The organism is Rhodospirillum rubrum ATCC 11170, from assembly GCF_000013085.1.
Taxonomy (GTDB): Bacteria; Pseudomonadota; Alphaproteobacteria; order Rhodospirillales; family Rhodospirillaceae; genus Rhodospirillum; species Rhodospirillum rubrum.
This window is the reverse complement of sequence record NC_007643.1, coordinates 195,001-209,136: the sequence shown is the minus strand read 5'-3', so window position 1 is coordinate 209,136 and position 14,136 is coordinate 195,001. Positions and strand designations below refer to the sequence as shown.

The 14,136-nt window shown below is 63.2% G+C and carries 9 protein-coding genes, 1 tRNA gene, 2 rRNA genes and 1 CRISPR repeat array (1 of these 13 only partly in view); of the genes, 9 read left to right on the top strand and 3 right to left on the bottom strand.

What is annotated here, in order from left to right; translation table 11 throughout:
* The first annotated feature begins 136 nt into the window (after positions 1-136).
* From cas3 to RRU_RS00880, 9 genes are all read left to right on the top strand, one after another.
* The gene (cas3, locus tag RRU_RS00920; RefSeq protein WP_237703813.1) at positions 137-2,818 is read left to right on the top strand and encodes a CRISPR-associated helicase Cas3'; all 2,682 of its coding nucleotides are present in this window, start codon (positions 137-139) and stop codon (positions 2,816-2,818) included.
* A gap of 288 nt (positions 2,819-3,106) precedes the next feature.
* Complete coding sequence (gene casA, locus RRU_RS00915; RefSeq protein ID WP_011387933.1) at positions 3,107-4,774, top strand: type I-E CRISPR-associated protein Cse1/CasA; 1,668 nt, start codon at positions 3,107-3,109, stop codon at positions 4,772-4,774.
* On the top strand, positions 4,771-5,373 hold the full coding sequence (gene casB / locus RRU_RS00910; RefSeq protein WP_011387932.1) for a type I-E CRISPR-associated protein Cse2/CasB: 603 nt from the start codon (positions 4,771-4,773) through the stop codon (positions 5,371-5,373). The genes casA and casB overlap by 4 nt, the downstream gene beginning before the upstream one ends.
* Before the next feature lie 2 nt (positions 5,374-5,375).
* On the top strand, positions 5,376-6,455 hold the full coding sequence (cas7e, locus tag RRU_RS00905; protein ID WP_011387931.1) for a type I-E CRISPR-associated protein Cas7/Cse4/CasC: 1,080 nt from the start codon (positions 5,376-5,378) through the stop codon (positions 6,453-6,455).
* A 4-nt stretch (positions 6,456-6,459) separates the two neighbouring features.
* A complete protein-coding gene (gene cas5e, locus RRU_RS00900) occupies positions 6,460-7,245 on the top strand; it encodes a type I-E CRISPR-associated protein Cas5/CasD (protein ID WP_011387930.1) in 786 nt (261 codons plus the stop codon).
* Positions 7,242-7,904, top strand: a complete 663-nt coding sequence (gene cas6e, locus RRU_RS00895; protein WP_011387929.1) for a type I-E CRISPR-associated protein Cas6/Cse3/CasE — start codon at positions 7,242-7,244, stop codon at positions 7,902-7,904. Before cas5e ends, cas6e begins: the two co-directional genes overlap by 4 nt.
* Positions 7,905-7,909: 5 nt before the next feature.
* The gene (cas1e, locus tag RRU_RS00890; RefSeq protein WP_011387928.1) at positions 7,910-8,851 is read left to right on the top strand and encodes a type I-E CRISPR-associated endonuclease Cas1e; all 942 of its coding nucleotides are present in this window, start codon (positions 7,910-7,912) and stop codon (positions 8,849-8,851) included.
* Complete coding sequence (gene cas2e, locus RRU_RS00885; protein ID WP_014625880.1) at positions 8,832-9,125, top strand: type I-E CRISPR-associated endoribonuclease Cas2e; 294 nt, start codon at positions 8,832-8,834, stop codon at positions 9,123-9,125. The genes cas1e and cas2e overlap by 20 nt, the downstream gene beginning before the upstream one ends.
* Before the next feature lie 145 nt (positions 9,126-9,270).
* Positions 9,271-10,398: direct repeats of the CRISPR family, unit length 29 nt; unit sequence CTGTTCCCCGCATGCGCGGGGATGAACCG.
* A gap of 283 nt (positions 10,399-10,681) precedes the next feature.
* Positions 10,682-10,915, top strand: coding sequence for a hypothetical protein (locus RRU_RS00880; RefSeq protein ID WP_011387926.1), 234 nt, complete (start codon positions 10,682-10,684; stop codon positions 10,913-10,915).
* A 287-nt stretch (positions 10,916-11,202) separates the two neighbouring features.
* Here RRU_RS00880 and RRU_RS00875 read toward each other — a convergent pair.
* The 3 genes from RRU_RS00875 to RRU_RS00865 all read right to left on the bottom strand — a co-directional run.
* Positions 11,203-11,279 (bottom strand) — tRNA-Met (locus RRU_RS00875).
* A gap of 96 nt (positions 11,280-11,375) precedes the next feature.
* Positions 11,376-11,490 (bottom strand): 5S ribosomal RNA (gene rrf / locus RRU_RS00870).
* 128 nt (positions 11,491-11,618) lie between these two features.
* Positions 11,619-14,136, bottom strand: a 23S ribosomal RNA gene (locus RRU_RS00865) (it continues 224 nt past the right edge of the window).

Here is a 14,136-nt window from a genome sequence, read left to right as displayed (position 1 = left end):
TTGCCGAGAGGAAAGGTGGTCGCTGAGGGGGCGTTGAACCCCGCTTTCCGTTTCCTTGGCAAAGCCCCTGGCGACGCCCCTGGTCGCCACGGCCGTGAGCCCGCGCTGGCCCGATCCCTATCGGAAAACCGATCTGATGACCCTCCCGCGTTGGATTTTAGGCTATTGGGGAAAGGCGCGCCCCGCCCGCGCCGATGGCCCGGCGTGGCATCCCCTGGCCTATCACGGCTTGGATGTCGCCGCGGCGATGGCCGCTCTTCTGGATCTTCGGCCGGCGCTTCTCAACGCCATCGCCCGGGCGGCCGGCCTTTCGCCGCAAGACGCCCGGCGGGCGCTGATTCTGCTGGCCGCCTTTCACGATCTGGGGAAATTCGCCGAGAATTTCCAACAGAAGGTCGAAATTCCCGGGATCATTCCGGCGGCGCCGGGGGTCATCGGGTCGAGCCAAAGGGGGCATGGCGGCGTTGGGCTTCGGTTGTGGGAAACGGCCGTCCAAGCGGGGCCAGCGCCGCTAAGCGTCATCGCCGCTCGGCTTGGCCAATGGATCGACGCCGCCTTTGGTCACCACGGCGCCCCGGTCGAGTCCAAGGGGTTTCATCTGGCCGAGGCCCTGTCCCCCGCCGCCCGGGACGACGCCCTGGCCTTTGTGAACGACTGCCTGGGTTTCCTGCCGATGCCCGAAGCCAGCGTCGATGGCGCCGATGAGATCTGGCAGGTCGCCGGGCTGCTGATCCTGGCCGATTGGATCGGTTCCAACCAAACGTGGTTTCCCTATGCGCCGCCGGACTCCTCGTTGGAGGCGTACTGGCAAAAGGCGCAAGGGAACGCCAAAGACGCCCTGGCCAAGGCCGCCCTGCGCGAGGCGCCGATCGCCCCCGGGCTTGATCTATCCGATCTGATCGGCCCCCAGGCCCGGCCCTCGCCCCTGCAACGCTTCGCCGCGGCGGAAGCCCCGCCCCGCGAGCCGACGCTTTATATCATTGAAGACCTGACCGGATCGGGCAAGACCGAGGCCGCCCTTCTGCTCGCCCATCGCCTGATGGCCGCCGGACAGGCCGAGGGGCTTTATTGGGCCCTGCCCAGCAAGGCCACCGCCAATGCCCTTTACGCGCGGCTGGCCGCCGTTTATCGGCGCCTGTTCCAGCCCGATACCGATATTTCCCCGTGGATCGTGCTGGCCCATGGCGACCGCGACCTGAACCCGCTGTTTGCCGACAGCCGGCGGCCCGGGGGCGAGTATTACGGCGAGACGCGCTTGGCCGACGAGCAAAGCGCCGAGGCCCAATGCGCCGCCTTCCTGGCCGACGATATGAAGAAGACGTTTCTCGGCCAAATCGGCATCGGCACCATCGATCAGGCGCTGCTCTCGGTGCTGCCGGTGCGCCATCAATCCCTGCGGATTTGCGCCCTGTCGCGGCGCGTTTTAGTTGTTGACGAGGCCCATGCCTATGATGATTACGTGCAAGCCGAGTTGGCGCGTCTTTTGGAGTTCCACAGCGCCCTGGGCGGCAGCGCCATCGTGCTGTCGGCGACCCTGACCAAAAGCCAGCGCCGCGACCTCTGCCGACGCTATCAACGAACCCGGGGCGGCGATTTGCCCAACGCCGGGGCGGTGAAACTGACCGAAGACGCCTTTCCCCTGGTGACGCGGGTGAGCGCCCAAAGCCTTGTCGAAACCCCGCAAGACGCGGCGCGCGGCACCCGCCGCGATCTGCCATTCCGCCTGTTCTCCACCGTCGATCAGGCGCTGGAGTCGTTGATCGACGCCGCCTCGGCCGGGCTCTGCGGCGTTTACATCCGCAACACGGTCACCGACGCCATCGCCGCGGTTCAAAGGCTGCGCGCCCTGGCCCCGCCGGGGGTCGACGTGGCGCTGTTCCACGCCCGCTTCGCCCTGGGGGATCGGCTGGCCCATGAAAACAACGCCCTTGGGCGTTTCGGAAAAAACAGCACGCCCGACGACCGACGCGGCCGGATTTTGGTGGCGACCCAGGTTGTCGAGCAATCCTTGGATGTTGATTTCGACGTTATGGTCACGGACCTCTGCCCGATGGACCTGCTGATCCAGCGCGCCGGACGGCTGCACCGCCATGCCGACCGTCCCAGCCGCCCACCGCCGGTTCTGTCGGTGGTCGCCCCGCCGACCGAGGGCGCCATCACCGCCCAATGGTACGCCGCGCTGTTTCCACAGGGGCAATTCGTTTATCGCGATGTCGGCCAACTGTGGCGAACCCTGAGCGTTCTGAAAGAGCGCGGCGGCCTGCCGCTTCTCAGCGCCTCGCCGCGCCTTCTAATCGAGGCGGTCTTTGGCGATTCCGCCGCTCCTTTGCCCCCCACCCTGGAACAGCCCTCGTTCAAGGCCGAAGGCAAGCGTCAGGCAGAGCGGGCGGTTGGTTACGTGGTCAGCCTGGAGCGCTCGGCGGGCTATTCCCAACAGGTCGACGCCTGGAAGACCGAGACCCAAGCCACCACCCGCCTGGGCGACCAAGGCATTCGCCTGCGCCTTGCCCGTTGGCAGAAGGGCCAGTTGCGGCCCTGGTTCGATGATCCCGATCCGTGGCGGGCTTGGCGGCTTTCCGAGGTCTCGGTACGCCGGGGCTTTGGCACGCCGATCCCCCCCGATGCCCTGGCCGCCAAGGCGATGGCGGCGCACCAAGCGCGGTGGCCCGATCGTAGCGACCCGCCTTTGCTGGTGGCGCTGACCGCCACCGATGATCCCGATCTTTGGGGCGCAACCTGGAGCGACGAGGACGACGCGGTTCGGCGCCTGCACTACTCCGCCAGCGAGGGATTTCAGATCGACGAAATCCTGCCTTGAGACTCTCTTAAGGCGCTTTGATCTAGGGTGGCCCTCCATCGGCGGCCGCCTTTGCGGCATGAACCGTCTCTTAGCGGTACTAATCCGATGTTCCCCGCGCCAGCGGGGATTCTAAAAAATCATAAGTCTCTAAGAGGTACTAACGTTCCCCCTTGCTCTTTTTTAAAATTCAGCCCTAAAGTGTATCTCTAGGTTGCGTCGCGTCTATAAATCGCCGCCAAGGCACACCCTTTCCCCCTGAAAAGACCGGGTTTTCGTTTTTATCCCTTCGATCCAAGAGAGACCGCCATGGCCTTTAATCTCCTCCTTGAACGATGGTTGCCCGTCCGCCGGGTCTCGGGAAAGCGGGACTGGGTCGCCCCCCATCAGCTTACCGAGGGCTTTGCCGAGGATCCCATCGTCGGCCTGGATTTCCCCCGCGCCGATTTCAATGCCGCCGTCCTCGAGTTTCTAATCGGCGTCGTTTATGTCGCCCTTCCCTGCCAAAAGGCTGCGGACTGGGTAAAGGGCTCCCTCACCCCCCCCGCGCCCGCCACCTTGCAAGCCGCCCTTTCCCCCCTGGCCTTCGCCTTCGATTTCGATGGCGACGGACCGCGGGCCTATCAGGATACGTCCGATTTGGCCGCAGCCGATTGTCGGCCCATCACCGGATTATTCATCGATTTCCCCGGCGAAAATACTTTAAAAAACAACGCGGATTTGTTTATCAAGCGGCGCGACGCCTCGGCCCTTTGCCTGCCTTACGCCGCCGCCGCGACGATCACCTTGCAAACCTATGCGCCAAGCGGCGGCGCCGGCCACCGCACCTCGATCCGTGGCGGCGGCCCTTTGACCACCCTGGTCGCCCCCCGGCGCCGCTTGGCTGGCGGGGGTGAGGTCGCCACGCTTTGGGATCGCATTTGGGCCAATGTCCCCGATCAGAAATGGGATGGCAGCGATCCGATCGCCGGCGACCCGGCCGACCATGCCAATTGGCCCTTGGTTTTTCCCTGGCTGGCCGCGGCGATCACCTCGTCCCACGGCCAAATCGTCGCCCCCGCTGATGCGACGAAACGGCAAAGCTTTTTTGGCTGCCCGCGCCGCTTGCGCTTGGTCTTCCAACAGGCCTCCCCGGACCACCCTTGCGTCCTCGGCGGGCCGGCGGGCGCCATCATGGCGGTGGGCTTTCGCACCCAGAACTATGGCGCCAATTACGAGGGGTGGACGCATCCGCTGTCCCCCTATCGCGACGACAAAAAGGCCGGACGTCTGCCCATCCATCCCCACGGCGGCGCGGCGACCTATGGGGATTGGTTGGCGATTTGGGGGTATGATGGAACCCCGGCCGTCGGCGTCGAGATCTGGGACCGGCGCCGCGCTTTGCTGGGCGCCACCCTGGCCGGCGACGCGATCGAGGCTTTCGGCTTCGATATGGACAACGCCAAGGCCCGCCAATGGCTCGACATCCGCCTGCCCTGGGTCGGCGTTTATGGCGAAGACGCCGCGACCTTGCGAACGGCGATCGCCCAGATGATCGGCGCGACGCAAAAGGCCAGCCAGCGCCTACGCTTGGCCATCCGGCTGGCGCTCTGGGGGCAACGCGCCACGGATCCGAAAACCGGAAAACCCGGCTTCCGCCTTCCCGATGAGCTTCCCGCCGATGCCGCCACCATCGATGTCACGCCGATTTGGCAAGAAACGGAAGGCCCCTTCCGCCGGCATGTTCAAGACCTGATCGCCAAGCCCGATGGGCATTTGGCGGTGCGCAAACTATGGCTGAAAACCCTGCGCGGCCAGACCCTGCGCCAGTTTGATACGACCGTCGATCTTGATGGTCTGACCGACGCCGATCCCCACCGCCTGTTGTTCGCCCGCGACGGGCTTTCGCGCGCCCTGGCGCCATGGAGCGAGGTGGCGAAGACCCTTGATATCGCCGAGCCCAAAAACCCCAAGCAGCCTGCAAAGGAGCCAGCATGAACCGGGCCAGTCCTCTCAACGAGACGTTTTCCGAATGGTGGGAAAAATCGATCGACAAGGACGACGGTCAGGCCAAGGCCGATCGGGCGGCCCTTTGCCGGCTGGGGGTGGCCGATCAGGTGTTCCCCCCCGCCATCGATGTCGCCGGTGCGCTGACCATCGGCGCCTTTCGCACCCTGTACCGCCAAATCAACCAGCGGGAGATCCTGAAGGATTTTCGCACGGGTGATTGGGAAGACCGATTGGCGGTCGCCGCCATGGTTTTGGCCCAGGTGCGCACCAACACGCCGTCGCACACCACGGCGGCCCTGCTGGGTGGTGACGACGATACCCCGCTGATGGCTGAAAGCCGGTTCCGTCGGCTGCTGCGCGCCAAGGATCCGGTTGACCTATGGGCTCAGGCGCGGCGCGCCGTCGCCCTGCTCAAACGCGAAGCCCCGGTGGGCGATTTGGGCGCAAGCCTGTTCACCTGGGATGCCCATACCCGCCGCCGCTGGGCCGGCGCCTATTGGCGCCTTCAGGCCCCTGCCGAAGACCAATCCGCCCCCTCCGCCGCCGTCCTCTCCCCAACTCCGCTGTCGACCTTAGGAGCCCCGTGATCATGTCGCGCTTTCTGCAATTGCATGTGCTGACCGCCTATGCCGCGTCCAATCTCAATCGCGATGACACCGGTCGCCCCAAGACCCTTAATTTTGGCGGCGCCGAACGCCTGCGGGTTTCCTCGCAAAGCCTGAAGCGGGCCTTCCGCCAGTCGGAGCTGTTCCAAAGCCGCCTGCCGGGCGAATTGGGCACGCGCTCGCAAGATTTCGCCAAAGCCCTGGTGAGCGCCCTGGTGGCCAGGGGGGTGGAGGAAGCCGAAGCCATTACCCGCGCCGAAGCCCTGATCGACCATGACAAACTTGGCAAGGTCAAGAAAGGCAAGGCGCAGACCGAACAACTTGTTCATCTCGGCCCCGATGAACTGGCCGCGATCGACGCCTTGGCCGAGCGCTTGGCCACCAGCGCCACGCTTGATGACAAGGCGATGCTGGTCCTGAAAAGCAAGCCGCGCGCCGTCGATATCGCCATGTTCGGCCGGATGCTGGCGGGCAATCCCGGCTTCAATGTCGAAGCCGCCGTCCAGGTCGCCCACGCCTTCACCACCCATCGCGCTACCCCGGAAGACGACTATTACACCACCGTCGACGACATCAAGAACGCCGACCAGGAAGAAGATCGCGGGGCGGGGTTCCTGGGAATCCTCGAATACGGGTCGGGGCTGTTTTATCTTTACATCTGCATTAACGCCGATCTGCTGGTCGATAATCTGGCCGGCGATCAGGCCCTGGCCGCCGAAGCCGCCGCGCTGCTGATCGAGGCGGCCTGCACCATCAGCCCCACGGGCAAGCAAAACACCTTCGCCAGCCGGGCGCGCGGACTGTATGCGCTTCTGGAAATCGGCGAGGAGACGCCACGCAGCCTTGCCGCCGCCTTCCAATACGCCGTTGGCAGTCGCGCCACCGAGGCCGACCATTTGGCGGCCTCGATCCAGCGCCTGACCGCCCTGCGTGAGGGCTTTTCCAAGGCCTATGGCGAAAACCTGCGCAGCGTCGCCCTTGATGTCACCGATCCCGCCACCCCGGGCCTGAAGGCGCTGATCGCCGCCGCGCGCGACGCCGTCTGCCCGCCGACGGGCCAGTAAGACGATGGCCGTCCGTGACTTCCTGGTGTTTCGCTTGGTCGGCCCGATGGCCGCCTGGGGCGATATCGCGGTGGGCGAGCGCCGCGGCACCTGGGACGTCCCCGCGAAATCGGCGATCCTGGGTTTACTCGCCGCCGGGCTGGGCATTGATCGCGCCGATAGGACAGCCCACGAGGCCCTTGATCGCGGGCTAGGCTTCGCCGTTCGCCAGGATCGCCCCGGCCGCCTTTTGCGCGATTACCACACGGCCCAGGCGCCCAAGGCCCGCAAGAACGCGCGATGGTCAACCCGGCGCGACGAACTGAACGATGACGATCTGAACACCGTTCTTTCCGACCGCCTTTACCGGACCAACGCCATCGCCACCCCGGCGATCTGGCGGCGCCAGGGAACGGAGGGGCCAACGCTTGACCAACTGACCCAAGCACTGCTCCGCCCCCGCTTCACCCCCTATCTGGGCCGCAAGGCCTGCCCTTTGGGGTGGCCACCACGCCCCCGCCTTCTTCAGGCCGACGGGCTGTTGGCGGCGTTCGACGCTTACGATAGCGCCGAATGGGACGCCGCGCGCCAGTTCCACAAGGCATACCCGGGCGGGTGGCCGGGGGACACCGACCGGCCAACCCCCGTGTGGTTCGAGATCGCCGCCGGCCTGGATGACGAGGACACCGCCGCCCTGGAGCGACGCCAACGTCGCGACGGCATAACCAACCGCGCCCTGTGGCAGTTCACCGATCGTTGGGAAGGCCGGCTGGACTGGCGCCGGCTCATTCACGGAGAGAGCGCACCATGAGCCATATCACCCGCGCCGAGTTATCCCGCGACACCGGCGCCCGCAAAGCCCTGACCGCCTTGCTCCGCGATCAGGGCGGCACCGATGGCGGACACCGGCTGGTGTGGACCTTGTTCGCCGATGATCCCAAGGCTTCGCGCGATTTTGTCTTCCGCGAAGCCGAGCCGGGGCGCTATCTGATCGTTTCGGCCCGTCCGCCCGGCGATGGGCAAGGGCTGTGGCGGCTGGAAACCAAGCCCTATGCTCCGGCCTTTCGTGAAGGCCAGCGCTTTGGGTTCACCCTGCGCGCCAATCCGGCGACCGCCGTCAAACAAGCCGGAGAGACGCGTGGCAAGCGGGTTGACGCGATCATGCACGCCAAAACCCGCTCCGCCACCCCGCTGACGGTCGAGGATCGGGAACGCGTCGCGCTGGATTGGCTGCTCGATCGCCAGCAGGGCTTTGGGGTGCTCTTCGAGCGCGCCTTGTGTTCGGCCGGCGGCTATCGCCAAGTTCGCGTTCCCCGTGGCGGCAAGGCCATCACTTTTTCGGTGATCGATTACGAGGGCGTGTTCACCGTTCGCGATCCCGGCCTTTTGGGGCAAGCCCTGGTACGGGGGATCGGCAAGGCCAAAGCCTATGGCTGCGGCTTGATGCTGCTGCGGCGGCTGGCGGAATAAGCCCCATGGCCGATCCCGCCTTCGTCCCCTTGCGGCCCATCGCCATCAAGGACCGCTCGTCGATCGTTTTTCTTCAGCGCGGCCAACTCGACGTAGTGGACGGCGCCTTCGTTCTGATCGATCAAGAGGGGGTGCGCGTGCAGATCCCCGTGGGCGGGCTGGCCTGCCTGATGCTGGAGCCGGGAACGCGCATCACCCATGCCGCCATCGTTCTCTGCGCGCGGGTGGGATGTCTGGTGATCTGGGTCGGCGAACGCGGGACCCGTCTTTACGCCGCCGGGCAGCCCGGCGGCGCCAGGGCTGACAGATTATTGTTCCAGGCGCGCAACGCCCTTGATGAAACCGCCCGTCTGAATGTCGTTCGCGAAATGTATCGGCGCCGCTTTGACGACGACCCGCCCGCCCGCCGGTCGGTGGACCAATTGCGCGGCATGGAGGGCGTGCGGGTGCGCGAGATCTATCGCCTGCTCGCCAAAAAATACGCTGTGGACTGGAACGCCCGGCGCTACGATCACAACGATTGGGATGGCGCCGATATCCCCAACCGCTGTCTGTCGGCGGCCACCGCCTGTCTTTACGGGTTGTGCGAAGCGGCCATTCTGGCGGCGGGCTATGCCCCGGCCATCGGTTTTCTCCATCGCGGCAAGCCGCAAAGCTTCGTTTACGACGTCGCCGACCTCTATAAGGTCGAAACCGTCGTTCCCACCGCCTTTTCGATCGCCGCGAAGATCGCCGCCGGCAAGGGCGACGACAGCCCGCCCGAGCGTCAGGTCCGTATCGCCTGCCGCGACCAGTTCCGCAAATCCGGTCTGTTGGAAAAGATCATTCCCGACATCGAGGAGATCCTGCGCGCCGGGGGCCTGGAACCGCCCCTTGACGCCCCCGAGGCCGTCGATCCGGTTATCCCGCCAGAGGAGCCTTCGGGTGATGATGGTCATCGTGGTTGAAAACGCCCCGCCCCGGCTGCGTGGACGCCTCGCCCTCTGGCTGGCCGAGATCAGGGCGGGGGTCTACGTCGGGGTCTATTCCCGCCGTGTCCGCGAACGCATCTGGGACGAGGTGACCCAGATGATCGACAAGGGAAGCGCCGTGATAACCTGGAGCGCCCCAACGGATTCGGGCTTCGCCTTCGAGGCCGTCGGCGAAAACCGCCGCGAACCGGTCGAAATCGACGGCCTGACCCTGGTCCGCTTCCACCCCGTCAAACAGCCGCCCGACTAACCGCGACCGCCGCCCCGGCACGACGATCGCCAAAGACAAAAAGCAGCCCGCCGAGCCGCGAAATCGCACCTAGAACAAAAACGGAACATCGGTAAGTTTTTTGACATCGTGAAAAGATATGATAATCAACGACTTCCGTTGATGACTGTTCCCCGCATGCGCGGGGATGAACCGCCCATGAGATGGGTCTGGTGCTTGACCGTGAGCTGTTCCCCGCATGCGCGGGGATGAACCATTCCTGCAGCGCCTCAACGGACAGCCCGACCTCTGTTCCCCGCATGCGCGGGGATGAACCGCCAGCAGCGCCCTGAAGTCGCCCATCTGCCCCCTGTTCCCCGCATGCGCGGGGATGAACCGGCCTCCAGCGCTCCGCCGTCATCCTGGGCCCGCTGTTCCCCGCATGCGCGGGGATGAACCGGCGTCAGGCGAGGTGCGTTACACCCTGTTGCGCTGTTCCCCGCATGCGCGGGGATGAACCGCCTTAGGCTGGAAGGCCGACTTCACCGGCGCCCTGTTCCCCGCATGCGCGGGGATGAACCGCGCCTGTTCGCGCGATTGCAACGTCTTAACGACTGTTCCCCGCATGCGCGGGGATGAACCGCCCGAAATGATCGGCGGTCCCCATCACCAGAACTGTTCCCCGCATGCGCGGGGATGAACCGCTTCATCACGATCGCAATAGGTGATTTTCGCTCTGTTCCCCGCATGCGCGGGGATGAACCGATGGCGACCCTTGAGGCCGAGGCCGTGGGGCTCTGTTCCCCGCATGCGCGGGGATGAACCGCCCTTGACTTGGTCATGGGGGCGATGGCGGGACTGTTCCCCGCATGCGCGGGGATGAACCGCAGATCAGCGAGCAAAATCAAACGGCCTGGGGTCTGTTCCCCGCATGCGCGGGGATGAACCGCTCGATGACCGGCTTGCTCCCAATATTGTCGGCTGTTCCCCGCATGCGCGGGGATGAACCGCGATGGCTCGACCGGGTACTGCTATCGTGAGTCTGTTCCCCGCATGCGCGGGGATGAACCGCGCCCCCATGCGCAAATATTCCAGGGTGATCGCTGTTCCCCGCATGCGCGGGGATGAACCGGTCAATCTGGGCAGTCGGGCCTGGACCGATCTCTGTTCCCCGCATGCGCGGGGATGAACCGTAATCCACCCGGCCCTCGTCCGCCCCGGCAGCCTGTTCCCCGCATGCGCGGGGATGAACCGCGCGGGTCGATTCAGGCGAAACCTTGGGATTCCTGTTCCCCGCATGCGCGGGGATGAACCGGGCCTCCTCGGCCACGGCCCCGATATCCTGGTCTGCTCCCCGCATGCGCGGGGAGCAGACCATGGTAACGGTTCCCCCGCATCTGGGGGAGGGGTGGCTGGATGATGCCATGATCTTCTGCCTTCTTTACTACTTCGGCTATCGTTCACCTAATTGGCAAGCGCTCTATTAAATCGACCTTGCGCTTATTAACGACTCGCGACAAACAGAAAATAAGCACTAGGTGGATTTTTCTGGGTGATTAGAGCCCAATGATTTATTCTGGTGAGATGGAGGGTCCCACATGATCAAAGGTCTGTTGCGCCAGCTTGGCGCGCAAAAATCGATTGCCGCGCAGATCGGCGTATCTGAACAAAGCGTTTCGAAGGTCGTTCGCGGAGACGCCAAGGGTGGAGGTTTACGCGTCGCTCTGGTGGTGCTGGCCGCCGCGGTGGCGGAGGTTGGCAGTGAAGCCGCCTCGCGCATCCTGGCGCGGGCGGCCGAAATGCTGAGGGCGCAGCGCCCTGACAAAGTCTGACTGTCCGAAGCGATTGAGACACATCACAACCAATACCAGTCATGTCTCAATGGCGGCTCGAAGCGCCGTCGCCCCTCTGTTCCCCGCATACGCGGGGATGAACCGGGCGAGGCCTCGGCTTTTCACACTTGGCTAACCTGTTCCCCGCATACGCGGGGATGCCCGCCGATTTTGCGCCGGGGCTTTCCCTCTGGCGCTTCCACGACGCTTCCACGCTGGCCTGGAAGCTGCGGAATCCCCAAAGCAAAAAGCCGCTGATTCCGGTCTGGAATCAACGGCTTGATATCTGGTTGCGGGGGCAGGATTTGAACCTGCGGCCTTCAGGTTATGAGCCTGACGAGCTACCGGGCTGCTCCACCCCGCGATAAAGGGAGACGGGCCGTTTGAGCTGACATTGTGAGAGGGATTTTCTGAACCTGCTGTGGTGTTTTGTTGTGCCCTTTTGGGGGTCGTTTGGAAGGCCTGGCGGCGACCTACTCTCCCACGCCTTAAGACGCAGTACCATTGGCGCAGGGCTCTTTCACGGCCGAGTTCGGGATGGGATCGGGTGTTTCGAGCCCGCAATGACCACCAGGCCATCGAAACGGCCCCTTTGGGGTACGGGTAATGTGTTGTGTATTGGTTCGTTCTGGCGGTTGGTTTCTTCGAAGGTTTGCTGAAGGTGCGCATGGGGCCCAAGGTCTGGGCTGACCGCTGCGCGTGGTCAATCAAGCCGATCGGACGATTAGTACCGGTTAGCTTCACGCATTACTGCGCTTCCACACCCGGCCTATCAACGTGGTGGTCTTCCACGGTCCTGATAGGGATACCTGGTTTTGAGGGAGGCTTCCCGCTTAGATGCTTTCAGCGGTTATCCCGTCCATACTTAGCTACCCAGCGGTGCCACTGGCGTGACAACTGGTACACCAGAGGTATGTCCATCCCGGTCCTCTCGTACTAGGGACAGCTCCTCTCAAGTATCCTACACCCACGGTAGATAGGGACCGAACTGTCTCACGACGTTCTAAACCCAGCTCACGTACCACTTTAATCGGCGAACAGCCGAACCCTTGGGACCTGCTCCAGCCCCAGGATGTGATGAGCCGACATCGAGGTGCCAAACACTGCCGTCGATGTGGACTCTTGGGCAGTATCAGCCTGTTATCCCCAGAGTACCTTTTATCCGTTGAGCGATGGCCCTTCCACGCGGGACCACCGGATCACTATGACCGTCTTTCGACTCTGCTCGAACTGTCGCTCTCGCAGTCAGGCGGGCTTTTGCCATTGCACTCATCAGCCGATTTCCGACCGGCCTGAGCCCACCATCGCGCGCCTCCGTTACTCTTTGGGAGGCGACCGCCCCAGTCAAACTACCCACCACGCAGGGTCCCGGACCCGGATCACGGGCCGCGGTTAGACATCAGGAGACGGAAGGGCGGTATTTCAAGGGTGGCTCCACACAAGCTGGCGCCTATGCTTCAAAGCCTCCCGCCTATCCTACACATCCATCGCCTAATGCCACTGCGAAGTTGTAGTAAAGGTTCATGGGGTCTTTCCGTCTGGCCGTGGGAACTCCGCATCTTCACGGAGAATTCAATTTCGCTGAGTTGGTGTTGGAGACAGCGGGGAAGTCGTTACGCCATTCGTGCAGGTCGGAACTTACCCGACAAGGAATTTCGCTACCTTAGGACCGTTATAGTTACGGCCGCCGTTTACCGGGGCTTCGATTCAAAGCTTGCACCTCTCCTCTTAACCTTCCGGCACCGGGCAGGCGTCAGACCCTATACGTCGTCTTGCGACTTCGCAGAGCCCTGTGTTTTTAGTAAACAGTCGCCACCCCCTGGTCTGTGCCCCCCCATGATGGTTGCCCACCACGAGGGCCCCCTTCTCCCGAAGTTACGGGGGCAATTTGCCTAGTTCCTTCAACACCATTCTCTCAAGCGCCTTGGTATACTCTACCAGCCCACCTGTGTCGGTTTGGGGTACGGTTCATACGTGAGGTTATTTCCCGGCCTTTCCTGCCTGCCCCTCCAATCCGATAAGGAGGAACAACGTCCGAAAGGCGTCACATCTCACGAGTTCAGGAATATTAACCTGATTCCCATCGTCTACGGCTTTCGCCCTCGACTTAGGGGCCGACTCACCCTGCGCGGATTAGCCTTGCGCAGGAACCCTTGGGCTTTCGGCGGGAGTGTTTCTCACACTCCTTGTCGCTACTCATGTCAGCATTCTCGCTTCCGATACCTCCAGCATCCCTTACGAGACACCTTCACAGGCCTACGGAACGCTCCGCTACCACTCTTTCCGAAGAAAGAATCCACAGCTTCGGTGCACGGCTTGAGCCCCGGTACATCTTCGGCGCAGGATAGCTATTAGACCAGTGAGCTGTTACGCTTTCTTTAAAGGATGGCTGCTTCTAAGCCAACCTCCTGGTTGTTATGGCCGTCCCACATCCTTTCCCACTTAGCCGTGACTTGGGGACCTTAGCTGGTGGTCTGGGTTGTTTCCCTCTTGACCCAGGACGTTAGCACCCTGAGTCTGTCTGCCGGACTGTACTCACCGGTATTCGGAGTTTGGTTAGGTTTGGTAGGCCTCGCGGCCCCCTAGCCCATCCAGTGCTCTACCCCCGGTGGTAATCATCCGACGCGCTACCTAAATAGCTTTCGCGGAGAACCAGCTATTTCCGAGTTTGATTGGCCTTTCACCCCTAGCCACAGGTCATCCCCGTCTTTTTCAACAGACGTGGGTTCGGTCCTCCAGTGGGTGTTACTCCACCTTCAACCTGCCCATGGCTAGATCACCCGGTTTCGGGTCTAATCCGACGAACTCGACGCCCTATTAAGACTCGCTTTCGCTGCGCCTACACCTATCGGCTTAAGCTTGCTCGCCAGATTAAGTCGCTGACCCATTATACAAAAGGTACGCCGTCACCTCCGAAAAGGCTCCGACTGCTTGTAGGCATCCGGTTTCAGGATCTGTTTCACTCCCCTCATCGGGGTGCTTTTCACCTTTCCCTCACGGTACTGGTGCACTATCGGTCGTCAAGGAGTACTTAGCCTTGGAGGGTGGTCCCCCCACGTTCAGACAGGATTTCACGTGTCCCGCCCTACTCGAGGATATAAATGCCATCTACCCGTACGGGGCTGTCACCCGCTATGGCCCGACTTTCCAGACGGTTCCGGTTTAGACATAAATACCACTGGGCTGATCCGCGTTCGCTCGCCACTACTAACGGAGTCTCG

Bases quoted from the DNA above. Each gene is read 5' to 3' on its own strand.
- cas3 (WP_237703813.1), top strand. From the start codon at position 137: ATGACCCTCCCGCGTTGGATTTTAGGCTATTGGGGAAAGGCGCGCCCC.
- casA (WP_011387933.1), top strand. From the start codon at position 3,107: ATGGCCTTTAATCTCCTCCTTGAACGATGGTTGCCCGTCCGCCGGGTC.
- casB (WP_011387932.1), top strand. From the start codon at position 4,771: ATGAACCGGGCCAGTCCTCTCAACGAGACGTTTTCCGAATGGTGGGAA.
- cas7e (WP_011387931.1), top strand. From the start codon at position 5,376: ATGTCGCGCTTTCTGCAATTGCATGTGCTGACCGCCTATGCCGCGTCC.
- cas5e (WP_011387930.1), top strand. From the start codon at position 6,460: ATGGCCGTCCGTGACTTCCTGGTGTTTCGCTTGGTCGGCCCGATGGCC.
- cas6e (WP_011387929.1), top strand. From the start codon at position 7,242: ATGAGCCATATCACCCGCGCCGAGTTATCCCGCGACACCGGCGCCCGC.
- cas1e (WP_011387928.1), top strand. From the start codon at position 7,910: ATGGCCGATCCCGCCTTCGTCCCCTTGCGGCCCATCGCCATCAAGGAC.
- cas2e (WP_014625880.1), top strand. From the start codon at position 8,832: ATGATGGTCATCGTGGTTGAAAACGCCCCGCCCCGGCTGCGTGGACGC.
- RRU_RS00880 (WP_011387926.1), top strand. From the start codon at position 10,682: ATGATCAAAGGTCTGTTGCGCCAGCTTGGCGCGCAAAAATCGATTGCC.